Source organism: Aggregicoccus sp. 17bor-14, from assembly GCF_009659535.1.
GTDB lineage: Bacteria > Myxococcota > Myxococcia > Myxococcales > Myxococcaceae > Aggregicoccus.
In genome coordinates, this window is the sequence record NZ_VJZZ01000008.1 from 73,825 (window position 1) to 89,328 (window position 15,504).

13 protein-coding genes and 2 tRNA genes are annotated in these 15,504 nt (G+C 74.2%); 1 reads left to right on the forward strand and 14 read right to left on the reverse strand.

From position 1 onward, the window contains the following. Positions 1 to 52: 52 nt before the first annotated feature. The 12 genes from FGE12_RS16440 to FGE12_RS16495 all read right to left on the reverse strand — a co-directional run bounded on the left by FGE12_RS16440 (position 53) and on the right by FGE12_RS16495 (position 11,327). A complete protein-coding gene (locus FGE12_RS16440; RefSeq protein ID WP_153867439.1) occupies positions 53 to 1,210 on the reverse strand; it encodes a tetratricopeptide repeat protein in 1,158 nt (385 codons plus the stop codon). A 5-nt stretch (positions 1,211 to 1,215) separates the two neighbouring features. Further along, entirely contained in the window at positions 1,216 to 1,569 is a 354-nt protein-coding gene (locus FGE12_RS16445; protein WP_370459043.1) for an integration host factor subunit beta, read from the reverse strand. A gap of 43 nt (positions 1,570 to 1,612) precedes the next feature. After that, positions 1,613 to 2,656 carry a tRNA 2-thiouridine(34) synthase MnmA gene (mnmA, locus tag FGE12_RS16450; RefSeq protein WP_153867441.1) on the reverse strand — a complete coding sequence of 348 codons (1,044 nt, stop codon included), beginning with the start codon at positions 2,654 to 2,656 and terminating at the stop codon, positions 1,613 to 1,615. Between the two features lie 74 nt (positions 2,657 to 2,730). Then, positions 2,731 to 4,002, reverse strand: coding sequence for a CCA tRNA nucleotidyltransferase (locus tag FGE12_RS16455; RefSeq protein ID WP_153867442.1), 1,272 nt, complete (start codon positions 4,000 to 4,002; stop codon positions 2,731 to 2,733). A 21-nt stretch (positions 4,003 to 4,023) separates the two neighbouring features. Continuing rightward, positions 4,024 to 4,097 (reverse strand) — tRNA-Arg (locus tag FGE12_RS16460). A gap of 58 nt (positions 4,098 to 4,155) precedes the next feature. Beyond that, the gene (locus FGE12_RS16465) at positions 4,156 to 4,710 is read right to left on the reverse strand and encodes a hypothetical protein (RefSeq protein WP_153867443.1); all 555 of its coding nucleotides are present in this window, start codon (positions 4,708 to 4,710) and stop codon (positions 4,156 to 4,158) included. A 147-nt stretch (positions 4,711 to 4,857) separates the two neighbouring features. Beyond that, positions 4,858 to 4,929: transfer RNA gene (locus tag FGE12_RS16470), tRNA-Val, on the reverse strand. Positions 4,930 to 4,984: 55 nt separating this feature from the next. Further along, positions 4,985 to 5,263, reverse strand: coding sequence for a hypothetical protein (locus tag FGE12_RS16475; protein WP_153867444.1), 279 nt, complete (start codon positions 5,261 to 5,263; stop codon positions 4,985 to 4,987). 59 nt (positions 5,264 to 5,322) lie between these two features. Further along, the gene (locus FGE12_RS16480; RefSeq protein WP_194797943.1) at positions 5,323 to 5,751 is read right to left on the reverse strand and encodes an SCP2 sterol-binding domain-containing protein; all 429 of its coding nucleotides are present in this window, start codon (positions 5,749 to 5,751) and stop codon (positions 5,323 to 5,325) included. 10 nt (positions 5,752 to 5,761) lie between these two features. Beyond that, on the reverse strand, positions 5,762 to 7,384 hold the full coding sequence (locus FGE12_RS16485; protein WP_153867445.1) for an Hsp70 family protein: 1,623 nt from the start codon (positions 7,382 to 7,384) through the stop codon (positions 5,762 to 5,764). 89 nt (positions 7,385 to 7,473) lie between these two features. Further along, positions 7,474 to 9,573 carry an ATP-dependent helicase gene (locus tag FGE12_RS16490; RefSeq protein ID WP_153867446.1) on the reverse strand — a complete coding sequence of 700 codons (2,100 nt, stop codon included), beginning with the start codon at positions 9,571 to 9,573 and terminating at the stop codon, positions 7,474 to 7,476. 59 nt (positions 9,574 to 9,632) lie between these two features. Continuing rightward, on the reverse strand, positions 9,633 to 11,327 hold the full coding sequence (locus FGE12_RS16495; RefSeq protein WP_153867447.1) for a HEAT repeat domain-containing protein: 1,695 nt from the start codon (positions 11,325 to 11,327) through the stop codon (positions 9,633 to 9,635). Between the two features lie 109 nt (positions 11,328 to 11,436). Between FGE12_RS16495 and FGE12_RS16500 the strand changes: the two genes are divergently transcribed. Next, positions 11,437 to 12,258: a CHAP domain-containing protein gene (locus tag FGE12_RS16500; RefSeq protein WP_153867448.1), complete on the forward strand. Its 822-nt coding sequence runs from the start codon at positions 11,437 to 11,439 to the stop codon at positions 12,256 to 12,258. A gap of 10 nt (positions 12,259 to 12,268) precedes the next feature. On the opposite strand, the gene FGE12_RS16505 is transcribed toward FGE12_RS16500, so the two are convergent. Both FGE12_RS16505 and FGE12_RS16510 read right to left on the reverse strand, forming a co-directional pair. After that, positions 12,269 to 13,444 carry a glycosyltransferase family 2 protein gene (locus tag FGE12_RS16505; protein WP_153867449.1) on the reverse strand — a complete coding sequence of 392 codons (1,176 nt, stop codon included), beginning with the start codon at positions 13,442 to 13,444 and terminating at the stop codon, positions 12,269 to 12,271. Between the two features lie 152 nt (positions 13,445 to 13,596). Further along, positions 13,597 to 15,498, reverse strand: coding sequence for a zinc-ribbon domain-containing protein (locus tag FGE12_RS16510; RefSeq protein WP_370459026.1), 1,902 nt, complete (start codon positions 15,496 to 15,498; stop codon positions 13,597 to 13,599). Positions 15,499 to 15,504 lie beyond the last annotated feature (6 nt).

Sequence of the window (15,504 nt, forward strand, 5' to 3'; positions counted from 1 at the left end):
CTGTAGCGTCGAGTTGCGGCGGACCGTACGCGCGGTGGCGGGGTCGGTCAAATTAGTGGGCGGCGGTGGGCCCGCGCCGCACCGTGTCCCACGCCCCGCAGCCCGGGCACCGGAACTGGTGCTCGAGCACCTTCTGGCGGCAGGCCGAGCAGCCGAACGCGAGCGCCGGCTGGCCGAGGGTGCCGAGGATCTCCTGGTAGTCCGCGCGCACCTCCTCGCTGCGGTCATACTCGAGCAGCAGCGCGCCGAGCTCCCGGCGGGCCTCCCACAGGCGGGGTGCGCGCTCCACGAGCCGCTTGAGCTGGTCGATGGCCTCGTTCACCTGGCCGCGCTGCCGGGCGAGCAGCGCGAGCGCGAGCGCGAAGGGCTCTCCGGCCTCGCCGCTGCGCTCGCGCAGGAAGCGCTCCACCACGTCCGGCGGTAGGGCCGAGCGGAGCAGCCGCACCGCACGCGGGGCGAGCTCCGGCTCGAGCGTCACCGCGGCCTGCAGCCGCCCCGCCGCCTGGGGCCCCTGCCCCGCCGCGAGCCGGGCCTCGCCCAGGGCGAGCTGCGCGTCCGCGGAGGCCTCGCACAGCGCCACCGCGCGCTCGGCCACGGCGAGCGCCTCTGGCACCTGGTGGCTCGCGACCAGGGCGCGGCTCTCGGCCGCCAGCAGGTGCGCGAGCACCTCCTGCCCCCCACTGCCGCGGGGCACCCGGCGCGCCTCCACCTCGGCGGCGCGGGCCCACGCGCGCGCGTCCTCGTACACCTGGCGCAGCAGGAGCAGCGCCTCGGGGTGCTCGGGGTCCTCGCGAAGCGCGCGCTCGAGCGTGGCCGTGGCCTCGTCGCGCAGGCCTGCCTGGCGGTAGTCGCGCGCGAGCGCCAGCTGCGCGCGGCGGCGCACCTCGGTCGAGAGCCCGCGGCTGAGCAGGATGTTGGTGTGCAGGCGGATGGCCCGCTCGAGGTCACCCTTGCGGCGGAACAGGGCCGCGAGCGCGAAGTAGGTCTCCAGCGTCTGGCTGCTCAGCTCGGCCACGCGCGAGAGCTCCGCGATCGCGGCGTCCGGATCGTCCGAGAGCACGTAGGTGAAGCCCGCGAGGTAGGCGCGCGCCTGGTCCTCGGTGCGGCCCTTGCGCGAGAGCGCCGCGTAGAGCGCGACGAGCGCTCCGAGTGCGGTCGCCACCAGCAGCCACAGCACGGCGCCGCCCGACTGGAGGTGCGGCAGCTCCACGTGCGCTAGCCCGTCGCCCGCTGCGGCGCCGGCAGCTCGCGCGAGGGGTTGAGCCGGTCGCGCAGCTCCTTGCCCGGCGTGAAGAAGGCGTTGCGGCGCGCGGGCACCTGCACGGCCTCGCCCGTCTTCGGGTTGCGGCCCGCGTGCGCCTCGCGCACCCGCACGCCGAACACCCCGAAGCCGCGCAGCTCGATGCGCTGCTCTGCCTTGAGCGCCTCCGCCATCTGGTCGAACACGGCGTTCACGATCGCCTCCACCTCGCGGCGCGGGACGTGCGGCGCGCGCTCGGCGATGCGCTCGATGAGCTGGCTCTTGGTCATGGGGGCCTCGGGGACAGAGTCGGCCGACTCTACTGAAATCGCCTTCCGCTACAAGGCCGCCCCGGGTGCAGGGCGCGCCCGCTCAGACGATCCAGCCCCCGCCCAGCACCCGCTCCCCGTCGTAGAACACCGCGGCCTGCCCCGGCGTCACGGCGCGCGCGGGCACCTCCAGGTGCACCCGCGTGGCCCCGTCGGCCCCCACCTCGACCCGGGCGGCAGTGCCCGCGTGGCGGTGGCGGATGCGCACCTGCACGGCCCCCTCGGGCGGCGCGCCGTGCACCCAGTGCGGCTGCAGCAGCCCGAAGTTGCCGCGCGCGGTGCCCGCGTCCGGGCCCACCACCACCCGGTTCGTCGCCGCGTCGATGCGCTGCACGTAGCGCGGCTCGGGCCCGCTGAGGTTCAGCCCGCGGCGCTGTCCCACCGTGAAGCGGTGCACGCCGGCGTGCGTGCCGAGCACCTGGCCCTCGGCGTCCACGATCTCCCCGCCCGGCTGCGGCCCCGCCACCTTCTCCACGAAGCCCGCGTAGTCCCCGTCCGGCACGAAGCAGATCTCCATGCTCTCCGGCTTGTGGCTGGTGGGCAGGCGGTGGCGCTCGGCCACGGCGCGCACGTCCGGCTTGGTCATCCCGCCCACCGGGAAGAGCACGTCCGCGAGCTCCGCCTGGCCCAGCGTGAAGAGGAAGTAGCTCTGGTCCTTCGCCGCATCCACGCCCTTGAGCAGCTCGTGGCCCTGCGCGCCGGAGGCCACGCGCGCGTAGTGCCCGGTGGCGAGCTTCGCGCCCAGCGCACGCGCGCGCTTGAGCAGGAAGCTGAACTTCACGTCGCGGTTGCAGGCCACGCAGGGGATGGGCGTCTTGCCGCCGAGGTAGCTCTGCACGAAGGGGTTCACCACCCGCTCCTTGAAGATCTCCTCCGCGCTCGCGACGTAGAACGGGATGTCCAGCGCCTGGGCCACGGCGCGCGCATCGTCGATGTCGTCCGGACTGCAGCAGCTGCCGCACTGGGCCTTGCCCTCGTAGGACCAGACCCGCAGGGTGATGCCGATCACCTCGTGGCCCTGCTCCTTGAGCAGGGCGGCAGCGGCCGAGGAGTCCACCCCACCGCTCATGGCAACGACGACGCGCATGGGAGGCTCTCTACACCCGCTTCCCTCCCGGCGCGACCCTCGCGGGCGGCCGGCCCCTCGCCTGCCCCACCCGCCTACGCGGGGCGGGAGGCCTTCCACCCGGCGAGCAGGCCCTGCAGCCCCTCGGGGCTGTTGAGGGAGGGGTCCTCGAGCACGCGCTCCACGAGGAAGCGCGTGGCCTCCCCCACCGCCGGCGAGGGGCCCACGCCGAGGGCCGCCATCACCGCGGCGCCGTTGAGGGCGAGCGCGCGGGCGTTGAGCGGCGGGCGCGCCTCCACCTGGGCCCGCAGCCGGGCACCCAGCGCCTCGAGTGCCGGGAGCTGCGCGGGCGCGCGCACCTGGAGCCGGGCGCGGGCGATGGCGAGCAGCGCCTCGGCGTTCTCGGGGCCGGCCTTCGCGAGGAGCCGGCGCAGCTCCGCGTCCGGGGCCTCGAAGAGGCGCTGCAGGGCGTGGTGCGCCACGAGCAGCCCCACGCGCTCGGCCACCTTGTTGGGGAACTTGAGGCGCAGGGCCACGTCCCGCGCGGCCGGCGCGGGCACGAGGTCCGCGAGCAGCACCGCGAGCCGCACGTCGAGGTCGACGGGGGCGGCCTGAACCGAGGCGCGCACGCGGGCGGCCTCCGTGTCGGGCAGCGCCGCGAGCTCCGGCAGGAACACCGCGAGCAGCCCCGTGCGGGCGAGCAGGAGCAGGCCCTGCTCGGCGCGCGGCGAGAGCAGCAGCTTCACGAACTCCTCTCGCACCCGCTCCAGCGCCACCTTGCGGAACACCGGCACGGTGGGCGCGATGGCCGCCTCGGTGGCCGGGTCCAGCCCGAAGCCGAGCACCGCGGCGAAGCGCACCGCGCGCAAGGGGCGCAGGCCGTCCTCGGAGAAGCGCGCGTGCGCATCGCCCACGGCGCGGATGAGGCTGCGGGCGAGGTCCTGCTGGCCCGCGAAGGGATCGCAGAGCTCGCCGCCCACCGGGTCGTAGGCCATGGCGTTGATGGTGAAGTCGCGCCGCGAGAGGTCCGCCGTCACCTCGCGCTCGAAGGTGACGGACTCGGGGCGCCGCCCGTCCACGTACTCACCCTCGCTGCGGAAGGTGGTGACCTCCACCGGCACGCCGCCGCTGAGCACCGTGACGGTGCCGTGCTCGATGCCGGTGGGGATGACCTTGCGGAAGGCGCGCTGCACCTCTTCGGGGCGCGCGCTGCTCGCCACGTCGAAGTCCTTGGGCTCGCGCCCGCGGAGCATGTCCCTCACGCAGCCGCCCACGAGGTACGCCGCATGCCCCTGCTCGCGCAGCCGGGAGAGCACGTCGAGCACCGGGCGCGGGATGGCCGCGTTCTTCAGGACAGCGGGCGTCATGGGCGCGGAGGAGGAAACGAGTGACCCCGGTGCGGATCGAACGCACGGCCTGCGGTTTAGGAAACCGCCGCTCTATCCAACTGAGCTACGGGGTCGGGAGCGTCGCCTCGCGAGATAGCGCAGGCCCCCGGCCGAGGCAACCGCCGCGCACGCTCAGCGCCGCGCGAGCCGCACGTGCGTTCCCGACTGGGCACGCGGGGCCACCCAGGCGAGGAACTGCGCCAGCGTCTCGTAGCCGCGCCCCTCCTCCAGGTCGCAGAACACCAGCTCCACCCGTCCGCCCCCGGCCGCCTCCGCGAGCCCCACCGCGGCCGCGAGCTGCGAGGGCGGCGTGCGCCCGTCCACCACGAGCTGCAGTTCCCCCTCGGGCACCGGAGCGCCCCCGCAGGGGACGTCCTCCGGCCGCAGCACCACCTCGTGCCCCGCCTCCTCCACCAGCCCCAGCTGCAGCCGAGTGAGGTGCCCGGGCGTCCCCAGCGCTCGTTCAGGGACGACGAAGCGCGCGGCGATCCCCTGTGCCTCGAGCAGCGGCAGGGCCTGGTAGTGCGAGCGCAGGCCGCCCTCGAAGCTCAAGGAGACCTCGGTGCCGCGCGGGGCGCGGGCTTCCGCGCGCGGGACCTGCGCGGTGGCCGCGTGCGGCCTGCAGCCGGGGAGCGCGAGCGCGCCCGCGACGAGCGCCTGCATCAGGAGGGGCCGGAGGGTGGGCATGGTGCCGCCCAAGGTGAGCGCCCGCCACCGGTGTCGCATCGTCCCCCGGGGCGCCGCCGAAGGCAGGCTGGCGCACACTGACGTGGGACAAAAGAGAAGGGCCGGAAGTCCTGGGCTTTCGCCCGGAACTTCCGGCCCTCTTCGAAGTGGGCGCAGTAGGGATTGAACCTACGACCCCTGCCGTGTGAAGGCAGTGCTCTACCGCTGAGCTATACGCCCGGCACGTCCGAAGCGAGGCGGTATTTGCCATCCCCGCTCCGCGACGTCAACGCCTTTATTCGCCCGAAATTGCGGCCACCTTCTCCTCGAGCGCGCGCAGGCGGCGCTTGAGGCCGGACAGCTGCTTGCCCAGCGCCTTGAAGTCGCTCTTGGGCGCGAGGTGCAGCACGCGCATCAGCTCGTCCTGGCTGCGGTCCAGCGCCTTCTTGCCGCGCTGCACGGTGCCGATCGCCGAGGCGATCTTCATCGCGCGCTGCTCGTCCGCGAAGAGCTTCTCCATCGCCTTCTGGGAGACGCCCATCGCCTGCTGCTTGAGGTTCTTGCGGATGCCCATTGGATTCCTCGCCTGGCCGCCCTGCGGCGGCGCTGGGGGCCCGTCCTTCAGGCCGCGTTTCAGGCCTCGTCGACGAACTCGGTCTTCAGCTGCGCGAAGACCCGGTCCGCGATGCCCTTGTACTTCATGCGCTCCATGAGGGGCTGCAGGTCTCCCTGCACCTCGATGCGGCGCTTGAGCACGGCCTCCACCGGGTCCAGCGTGCCCTGCAGCAGCGCCTTCCAGACGGAGTAGGGCGCGCGCGCCAGGTACGCAGGCTCGATGTCGTCGAGGTCGTCCGGATCGTCGAGCACCTCCACGCGCTCGATGTGGCCGAGCCGGTTGGGCTGCACGTGCACCGTGAAGGTGCGCGCGAGCGTGCCCTTCTCCGCCTGGATCACCGCGCCGAAGTCCCCCACCCAGCCGCGGCCCGCGGCGGCGCTCTCGGGGTCCGAGTTCGTGAGGCGCACGGCCTCGTCCACCCACTCCTTGGACGGAAAGATTGCCACGTCGAGTCCCCTACCCCCTGCGCCAGATGCGCTTGATGCTGGACAAGAGCCCGCCCTCGGCGCCGGCGGCGGCGCCCGGGGCGCTGCCCGCGGCGGCGGCGTCGGCCGCGGCGGCCTCCTCCAGCGCACGGCGCAGGGACTCCGGCGTGTCGCGCGTGGCGAGCTCCACGCGCCGGGTGCCGCCCGGCTCCTCGACGAGCACCTCGAGCAGGCACTCCTCGTTGAGCCGGAAGTCGATCTTCCGCCCCGCCGCGGCCGCCGGGACGCGCAGCGTGCCGAGGTACTCGTTGTCCACGATGTACTCGCTGTCGCCCTGGAAGATGTCCAGCTCGATGTGGGCAGCGCCGGGCTCGCGAGGCGCCGGCAGGCGGAAGCTCTTCATCAGCGGGATGATCGAGTTCTTCTCGATGACCGGCCGGAACTTGCCGTTGGCGAGCGCGTACCCGATGGGCATCGAGAGCGCGTCCAGCAGCGTGATGGAGTCCACGCTGCCCAGGCTGTCCGCGAGCAGCGCGGCGCCGAGCGCCACGCACTCGTCCGGGTGCACGCCCTTGCGCGGCGGCTTGCCGAAGTGCGCCTGGATCTTCTGCTGCACCAGGGGCATGCGGCTCTGGCCACCCACCAGGATGACCTCGGCGATCTCCGAGCGCGCGATGCCCTTCTCGGCGAGCACGCGGTCGCAGATCTCGAAGGTGCGGTCCACCAGGTCCCCGGTGAGCGCGTTGAGCTGCTCGCGGGTGAGCGGGATGCGCAGGTCCAGCGGCTTGCCCTTGCGCTCCTCGATGTACGGCAGCTCGATGAGCACGTTGGGGATGAGCGTGAGATCGATCTTCGCCGCCTCGGCCGCGTTCTTGATGCGCTGCAGGGCGATGGGGCTGGTGGTGAGGTCGACCTTCGTCTCCTCGCGGAACGCCTCGAGGATGTAGTCCATCACCCGGTTGTCGAAATCCACGCCGCCCAGGAACGTATCGCCGCCGGTGGCCAGCACCTCGAACACGTTGTTGTTGAGGTGCAGCACGGAGACGTCGAAGGTGCCGCCGCCCAGGTCGTAGACCAGGACCTTCTGGTCCAGCCCGCGGTTGAAGCCGTAGGCGAGCGCCGCCGCGGTGGGCTCGTTGACGATGCGCTTCACGTCGAGGCCCGCGAGCCGCCCGGCCTCCTTCACCGCGTTGCGCTGGTTGTCGTTGTAGTAGGCGGGCACCGAGATGACCGCGCCGTCCACCGGACCGCCGAGGAACTGCTCGGCGATGGTCTTCACCTGCGCGAGCACGAAGCTGGAGATCTGCGGCAGCGTGTAGCGCTTGCCGCCCAGCAGCACCGCCGCCTCACCCTCGGGCCCCTCGACGATGTCGTAGTGGAAGTGCTCCTTGAGCTCCTCCACCACCCGCGAGTGGTACTTGCGCCCGATGAGCCGCTTGGTGCCGTAGAGCGTGTTCTTCGGGTTGGTGACCATCTGGTCCTTGGCCACGCCGCCGACCAGCAGGTCTCCCTTCGCCGAAAGCGCCACCACCGAGGGCAGGATGAGGTTGCCGCGATCGGTAGGGACGATCTTCGGGATGCGGTTGCGCACGGACGCCACGCAGGTGTTCGTCGTGCCGAGATCGATCCCGACGATGCGAGGTTTGTCCGCCATGTAGATGCTGTAGCCCGGAGTCCCTGAACCTGAAGGTCCTCCTGTGTACCACGGGAACCGGCCGCGTGCGCGAGGGATTGACCACCGGATCAGAACGGGACGTCCGGGCCCGGCCCCTTGCCCGGCGCAAGCCTCGGCAGCGCGTGTGGGTCCTCCACGGCCACCGGCTCCAGCAGCAGGCGGTCATAGGGGGCATCCTCCTCCCCTTCCCCACCCGGCAGCTCCTCGATGAAGCGCGAAACCCGCAGGATCACTCGCTCGCGCTCCTGGGGAGCGGCCATGAGCGGGTACACCAGCGCGAGCTCGTCCTTCGCCCGGGTGCAGGCGACGTAGAAGAGCCGCCGCTCCTCCTCCTCGTCCTCCGGCTGGCGCGAGGCGGCCGCGAGCGGGAAGCGCCCGTCGGCCATCCAGATGACGAACACCGCCCGCCACTCGAGCCCCTTGGCCTGGTGCACCGAGGAGAGCGTGAGCAGCTCGTCCGGCGGCTCGCCCGGGCTGCCCCCCTCCTCCGCCGCGAGCTCGGCCACGAGCGCGATGTCCTCGAGGAAGGCCTGCAGGCTCGCCGCGCGCCCCGCGTACTCCGCGAGCTGGCGCACGTCGTCCGCGCGCCGCTCGTCCGCGCCCAGCTCCTGCTTGAGATAGTCCGCGTAGCCGCCCTCCAGCACGTCCAGGATGAGCTGGCCGGGGTGCTCCTGCGCGCCCGGGGCCCCGAGCTTCGCGAAGCGCTCGCACAGGCGCGCGTAGCCCGCCGTCCCCTTGCGCGGCACCTCGCGCGCCACCAGCGGGTGCGCGAGCGCGTCCGCGAGCGCGAGCACCGGGGGCAGCGACGAGACGGCCGTCCACAGCGACTCGGCGCTCGCGGGTCCCACGCCCGGCACCAGCTTCACCACCCGCCTGAAGGCGAGCTCGTCCAGCGGGTTGTGCACCATCCGCAGGTGCGCGAGCACGTCCTTGATGTGGGCCTGCTCGAAGAAGCGCACGCCCGAGCGCACCCGGAAGGGGATGCCGCGCCGGGCGAGCTCCACCTGCAGCTCCATCGAGTGGTGGTGGGCGCGGTAGAGCACCGCCATCTCCTCGAGCGGCATCCCCTCCTCGCGCAGCTCCAGCACCCGCTGCGCCACGAAGGCGGCCTGCTCCTCCACGTCGCGCGCGGGCACCACCACGGGCGCCAGGCCTGCGGGGCGCTCGGCGCGCAGCTCCTTGGGGAACTGGCGGCGGTTGAGCGCGATGGAGGCGTTGGCGAGCCGCAGGATCTGCGGCGTGGAGCGGTAGTTGCGCGTGAGCGGGTACACGCCGCAGCCGGGGTAGCGCTGCGGGAACTCCATGATGTTGGTGAAGTCCGCGCCGCGGAAGCTGTAGATGGACTGGCAGTCGTCGCCCACCACGGTGAGGCTCTTCCGCTCCTCGACCAGCAGGTCCACGATGTCGCCCTGCAGGCGGTTCGTGTCCTGGTACTCGTCCACCAGGACGCAGCGGAAGCGCTCGTTGAGCTGGGCGCGCACGCGCGGGTGCTCCACCAGCAGGCGCTTGAGGTGCATCAGCAGATCGTCGAAGTCCATCAGGCCCATCTGGGCCTTGCGCTGCTGGAAGCGCACCGCGGCCGCGAGCAGCTCGTCCGCCACGGGCAGGAACTGCGGCCGCTTGTCCACGATGAGCTGGGCGAGCGGGCGCTGCAGGTTGATGGCCGAGGAGACGAGATCCAGCACCACCTCGGGCTTGGGAAAGCGCGGCGCGCCGCGCGGCCGCTGCAGCGCGCCCACGCACGCAGCCATCAGGTCGCGCGCGTCCTCGCGGTCCAGCACGCCGAAGCCGGTGGAGAAGCCCAGGGCGCCCGCGTGCTGGCGCAGGAGCGCGTGCGCCGCGTGGTGGAAGGTGCCGCCCAGGATGCGGCGCACGTCCACGAAGCCGCCGGCCAGCTGCTCCACCCGCCGCGTCATCTCACGCGCGGCCTTGTTGGTGAAGGTGAGCAGGAGGATGCCCTCGGGAGGCACGCCGCGCTCGAGCAGCCGCGCCACCCGGAAGGTGAGCGTGCGCGTCTTGCCCGAGCCCGCGCCGGCGATGACCAGCGCAGGGGCCTCGGGCGCCTCCACGGCGCGCAGCTGCTCCGGGTTGAGCAGCGCGGCGTAGTCGATGCGCAGCGGGGGTGGCGCACTGGGCGCGACCTTGAGGGAGTACGTCCGGGTGGCCATGCGGTCCTCACTGTAACCGCCGGGCGGCCCCGGGAAAGCCTGTTCAGTAGGCCTGCCCCCTAGGGAGGCGCCATCGCGGCGAGCTGCTGGGCCGCCGCGGCGCGCACTTCAGGGGCGGGGTCTCGCTCGCGGGCCGCCTGCAGGAGCAGCGGCGCGAGCCGGGGCAGCTGGGCGGGCAGGCGGCGCAGCGCCTGCTCCCGCTGCGCCGCCGCATCCCTCAGGCGCTCCACGACGCGGGCGTCCTCGCAGCGCGGGGCGTCCGGGCGGCCCGTGCGCAGGAGCAGCTCCGCGTCCGCGAGCCGCGCCTCGGCGAGCCGGCGCGCGTCGGCGGCCTCGCGCGCGAAGGCGTCCAGGTCCTCGGGGAACTCGGTGGCCTGGGCGCGCGCGGCGGCAATCGCCCCTTCCGCGAAACGCGCCTCCACGGCCGCGGCGCACAGCCCGCGCGCCGCGGCGAGCGGCACCCCGCCCTCCTCGGACACCGGCTCGTCCTGCGCGACGCCGCGCGCCCAGAGGGCGAGCTGCCGCGCCGCCACGGCCGAGGAGTAGGCCTGCCGCCGCTCGCGGCGCAGGTCCACCCAACGGTGCAGCACCACGGGGTCCGGGCTCGCGGTGACGTAGCCGCGCTGGTACTCGGTCGCGGCCTCCTCCAGCCGGCCCGCGAGGTCCAGGAGCACCGCGAGCGCGAGGTACACCTCCGGGCTGCTCGCGCGCTCGCGCAGGGCCTGCATGCGCACCGAGAGCTCGTAGTCCGCCACGGGAGGCGGCAGCGCGGCGAGCACTCGCCGCAGGCTCGCGAGCGCGGCCTCGCGCACGCGGGGGTTGCGCGCGGTGCGGAAGGCGTCCAGCAGCGGGTCCAGCACCCGCACCGTCACGTGCTCTCCGAGCTCCTGCGCCGCCTCCCAGCGGTCCAGCGGATCCGGCGCCTGCAGCGCGCGCTCCAGGTCCTCGCGCGAGCGCAGGTAGTGGCCCGCCTGCGCCGCGCGCACCAGGGGCTGCGGCGTCTGCAGCGCCCGGCGCTCGGCCTGGGCCCGCTCGCGCTGGGCCGCGAAGCCCTGCAGCTGCGGGCCGAGCGGGCTCGCCGCCACGCGCGCCTCGGCCTCCTCAAGGAGGCCGCTCGCGAGCAGGCCCTGCACCTCGCGCTCGAGCAGCAGCACGCGGGCCTCCTCGCGGTGCGCGCCGGCGGGCGCATCGCGCAGGTAGGCGAGGAGCCGGGAGGCGCCGCCTGCGCGCGCCTCCTCGAAGCGCTGCCCGTCCAGCCGCGCCTCCAGCTCCTCTCGCCGCGGGTCGTCCGGCGAGGCGCGCAGGTAGGCCTCCAGCTGCGCGGGATCCGTGCTGCGCGCCGCCTGGGCGCGCTCGGCCTCGGCGAGCAGCGCCTCCGCCTCGGCGCGGTGCGCGCCGTCCGGGTGCTCGCGAAGGAACTGGCGCAGGGCCTGTGGCTCGTGCGACTCGCGCACGGCGTTGAAGCGCAGCGCCTCGAGCAGCGCGCCCGCGGCCCGCGCCTGCGCCGCGTCCGGGTGGGCCTCGAGGAAGCGCTTGTAGGAGACCACCGAGTGCACCCGGGAGGCCTCCTGGAAGTCCAGCTCCGCGAGCCGCTCTTCCGCCGCCGCGGTGTAGGGATCCTTCGGGTGCTCGCGCAGGAAGTCCCGGTAGGCCTGGGGCGTGTCCTGCTCCGCGGCGCGCTGGTAGGCGCGCGGGAAGCACGCAGCGGTGAGGCACAGCGGAAGCAGGAGGAGCGAGCGCGGGAGAGAGGGCATCCGGAGGGAGGCGCACGCTAGCACAGCGCCGGCGCCCTCCTGCGCCCCGGCCGCTTTGTTGACGGGTGCGCCCGCTGCCCGGACCATCCGCGGCGCCACTGGAGGCGCCATGAACCGCATCCCCGCGCTGCTCGCCACCCTGGCCCTCACGGGCTGCGCCACCGGGGCGCCCACCGGAGGACGCTCGGCCCAGGCCGCGCTGCGCTACCGCCCCCTCACGCCGGCCGCCGCGCCGCGCGCCGTGCCCTCGCGAAGCGCCCCCGTACTCGCGCGCGTGGAGACCCCACGCGAGACACCTGCCCCGCGCGCCCCGGCTCCGTCCTCCGCTGCGCCCGTCGCCGCCCGCCCGACCTCCCCTGCCCGCAGCGCGCCCGCCGCGCCCGCGGAGGCCCGCGAGCGCGTGGTCGCCGCGGCGCGCAGCGCGCTGGGCCAGACCCGGGTGGTGCTCGCCGGAAGGCAGTGGCCCTCGGACTGCACGGGGCTGGTGCAGGGCGCCTTCGCGCAGGGCGGCCATCCGCTGCGCGGCGCCGCCCAGGCCGGAGACAACGGCGTCACCGCGCTCTACCGCTACGCGCAGGTGCACGGGCGCATCTTCACCGGCGGGCGGCCCCTTCCCGGGGACCTCGTCTTCTTCCGCGACACCTACGATCAGAACCGCGACGGGCGCCGCAACGACGGGCTGACGCACGTGGGGCTGGTGGAGGACGTGAGCGCCGCGGGCACCGTCACCGTCATCCACCGGGTGAGCAGCGGCGTGGTGCGCTACCGGATGAACCTCGCCCGTCCGCAGCTCCGCAAGGATCCGCGCACGGGCGAGGTGCTCAACGATCTGCTGCGCTCTCCGGGGCGCGGGCGCCCCCAGGCCCTCACCGGCCAGCTGTTCGCGGCCTACGCCACGGTGCTGCCGGTGGCGTCGGTCGCGCAGCGCTGAGCGCGGTCGGCTAGGCGCGCGCCGTGCGATCCCAGGCGGCGCGCTGCGAGTTGCGCAGGAAGCGCCAGAAGCCCACGGCGATCGCCAGGTTCATGGTGACGAAGTAGTACGCCACCGAGGCCACGCGCCGCCCCGTGCCCGTGAGCGCGCCCGTCTTGCCCAGGTAAGCGAGGGCGTAGAACATCACCTGCCCGAAGAAGGCGAGCCGGTAGAAGGTGCTCTGCAGCAGGAACAGGTTCGCCAGCAGCGCGAGCCCCATCAGCGCGGGCGCGCACCAGCGCAGCAGCTTGTGGCTCCAGAAGGCGAAGGCGCGAAACCCCGCGGTGGGCGAGAGCAGCCCCGGCACCATCTGCAGGCTCTGGAAGTTGCCCGCGGCGATGCGCGCGCGCCGGCCGAACTCCTGGTCGTAGTCCTCGGTGGTCTCCTCGTGCGCCACGGCCTCCGGCTCGTAGACGACCTTGAAGCCGTTCTCGAGGATGCGCAGCGGGATGACGAAGTCGTCCACGATGGTCGAGGGCGGCAGCTGGGTGAAGAGCGTGCGGCGGATGGCGTAGAGGCCGCCGTTGGCGCCCATCACGGCGCCGCGCTTGCCCTCGTAGAACTTGATGAGCGACTCGTAGCTCCAGTACGCGCTCTCCTCGTACTCGGCGTTGGTCGGGTTGAAGAGCTTGAGCTTGCCGCACACGGCGCCCACCTCGGGGTCGTCGAAGTGGCGCACCAGCTTCTGCACTGCGTCCGGGTCGATCATCGTGTTCGCGTCCGAGAGGACCACGATGTCACCGGAGGCCACCGGGATGCAGCGGTTGAGCACCGAGGTCTTCCCGGCGCGCGGCGCCGCGGACAGGCGCACGCGCGCGTCCGGGGTGCTGCGGACGATCTCGTCCGTGCCGTCCGTGGAGCCGTCCGAGCCGATGAGGATCTCGAAGCGGTCCGCGGGGTACTCCAGCGCGAGGCTGTTCTTCACCTTCTCGCCGATGCAGCTCGCCTCGTTGTATGCCGCCACCACGAGGCTGACGCGCGGCAGCGCCGCATGCGGGTGCGCGGCCGCGGCCCGGGGGCCGCGCCGCATGGTGCGGACGTTCGCCAGCACCTGCTCCACCCCGTCGAGTGCGAACAGGATCACCGGATACAGAAAGTACGTGTGCACCAGGAACAGCGCCGCACACCAGAACAGAACCTCCGCCATCACCATTGCCTCCCCTGACCCGCCCTTGGGCTCGGCGGGGAGTAGAGCAAGGCGCGTGCCGGGGTCGAATGCCCCAGGCCAGCGGAAGAACTGGGAATCTGCCTGTCCTGCGGTCACAGGGCTGAAGGAATTTCAGCCGCCTTTTTGCAGGATCAGGGTACGCGCGGGCCGGAGGCGTCGGAAGCGGCGGCCTGCAGCGAACGGACGCCCTCGTGCTCCGGGTTGAGCGAGAGTGCCATGTCCAACAGAGCGGCCGCCCCGCGCGGCGCGTGCATCGCCAGCGCGAGGCGCGCGCCCAGCACGTAGGCGCGCACGAAGGCGGCGTCGGACTGGCGCAGCTGCTCGAGCGCGGCCGTCGCCTCCTGCAGCGCTGCGCCGCCGAGCCGCTCGGGGGGCCCGTTGAGCGCGTACTCGGCCTGGGCGATCGCATCCCAGCCCTGCGCGGCGCCCGTCGCGCGCAGCCGCTGCAGCGCGGCCGGCGCCTCGGCGCTGCCCTCCACGGCACTCAGCAGCGCCTCGGCGCGCGCGCGGGAGGCCAGCTCGGCGGCAGGGGCATCCGGGCTGGGCGCCGGGCCCAGGGCCGTCATCGCGGCCTCGGCGCGCGCGCGGGCCTCCTGGACGCGCTTGGACTCGGCCACGACCTTCTCGTGGTGCCGCGCCTGCACGGAGCGCAGCTGCTCGCTGCGCCGCTCCCAGCCCTCGGGCGCGCGCGCAGCCTCGAGCTCCTCCCGCTCGCGCTGCGCGCCCTGCTCCAGGAGCCGCGCCTGGCTCTCGCGCACCTTCGCGTCGTCGAGCTCCAGGGCCAGCGCCAGCGCGAGCTCGCCGCGCGCCTCGGCGTAGGAGGGATGCGCGCGCAGCACCTGCTGCAGCACCTCGATGGCCTGCGCACGCGAGCCGGAGTCGTCACGGCGCAGCAGGGCCGCCGCGCTGTCCCGCGCCGCGACCGCCTGCACCGGGAAGGCGCCCCCCCTGCGCTGAACGGTGCGCCAGGCGAAGAAGGCGAGCGCTGCGAGCAGCGCCGCCAGGAGCACGAGCCACACGCCGGTGCGGCTGCGCGGGGGCGCCTCGCCGCGCTGCGCGCGGGTCCCCTGCACCCGCGCACCGCGCTCGGAGAGCAGCTCCGGCGGCAGCTCCACCCGGGAGGCGCCGGGAGCAGCGGAGGGCTCCGCGCCGAACACCTGGGTCGAGCCTCGCGCTGCGCCGGGCGAGCCCGCGGGGGCGCCGAAGGCGGGAGTCGCCGCGCGCGGCTCCTCCGCGGAGGGCGCACCGAACACCTGGGTCGTCGCCCGCGGCGGGGGCGGGGGTACGGGGCTCCCGAACACCTGCGTGGACGTGCGGGGCGCCGCCGCGTCGGGCGCGGCGGGGCTCCCGAAGACCTGGGTGGAGGCCCGGGGCGCCCCGGCCTCTACGGCCGGCGTGCCGAAGACCTGCGTGGAGGCGCGCGGCGGCGGCGGGTGGGCGGCCGGGGTGCCGAAGACCTGCGTGGAGGCCCGGGGCCTCCCGGACTCCGCAGCGGGGCTGCCGAACACCTGCGTGGAGGCGCGCGGCGCTGCGCTCTCACCTGGCGCGCTGCCCGGGGCCTGGGGCGAGGAGCGAGGCACGCCACCTTCGGCGCCCGGCGCTCCGAACGCCTGCGTGGACGCGCGCGGCGCCGTGCCCTCCTTCGCCGCGCTTCCGAACACCTGCGTCTGGGCGCGAGGCGCGCTGCCGAACACCTGGGTCGACGCACGCGAAGACGACGGGGGCTCGGAGGCAGCGGGCGGCGCGGAGGCCGGCGCGCCGAACACCTGGGTGGAGCGCAGCGAGGCGGCCGCGTCGCGCTCCTGGGGCGTGGTGGGGGAGGCGCCGCCGAACACCTGCGTCTGCGAGCGGGCCGGGGTGCCCTGCACCGCGCCCACCCCGAAGACCTGGGTGCTGGCGCGCGCCGGGGCGCCCCCGGGAACGGCCGTGAAGACGTGGCTGCAGCGGGTGCACTGCACGGGCGCCCCGCCGGGCGGCAGCAGCCGCTCGTCGAGGACGTACTGCATGGCGCATTGGGGACAGGCGATCTGCACGCCCCG

Bases quoted from the DNA above. Each gene is read 5' to 3' on its own strand.
- mnmA (WP_153867441.1), bottom strand. From the start codon at position 2,656: ATGCGCGTCGTCGTTGCCATGAGCGGTGGGGTGGACTCCTCGGCCGCT.
- FGE12_RS16455 (WP_153867442.1), bottom strand. From the start codon at position 4,002: ATGACGCCCGCTGTCCTGAAGAACGCGGCCATCCCGCGCCCGGTGCTC.
- FGE12_RS16465 (WP_153867443.1), bottom strand. From the start codon at position 4,710: ATGCCCACCCTCCGGCCCCTCCTGATGCAGGCGCTCGTCGCGGGCGCG.
- FGE12_RS16475 (WP_153867444.1), bottom strand. From the start codon at position 5,263: ATGGGCATCCGCAAGAACCTCAAGCAGCAGGCGATGGGCGTCTCCCAG.
- FGE12_RS16485 (WP_153867445.1), bottom strand. From the start codon at position 7,384: ATGGCGGACAAACCTCGCATCGTCGGGATCGATCTCGGCACGACGAAC.
- FGE12_RS16490 (WP_153867446.1), bottom strand. From the start codon at position 9,573: ATGGCCACCCGGACGTACTCCCTCAAGGTCGCGCCCAGTGCGCCACCC.
- FGE12_RS16495 (WP_153867447.1), bottom strand. From the start codon at position 11,327: ATGCCCTCTCTCCCGCGCTCGCTCCTCCTGCTTCCGCTGTGCCTCACC.
- FGE12_RS16500 (WP_153867448.1), top strand. From the start codon at position 11,437: ATGAACCGCATCCCCGCGCTGCTCGCCACCCTGGCCCTCACGGGCTGC.
- FGE12_RS16505 (WP_153867449.1), bottom strand. From the start codon at position 13,444: ATGGCGGAGGTTCTGTTCTGGTGTGCGGCGCTGTTCCTGGTGCACACG.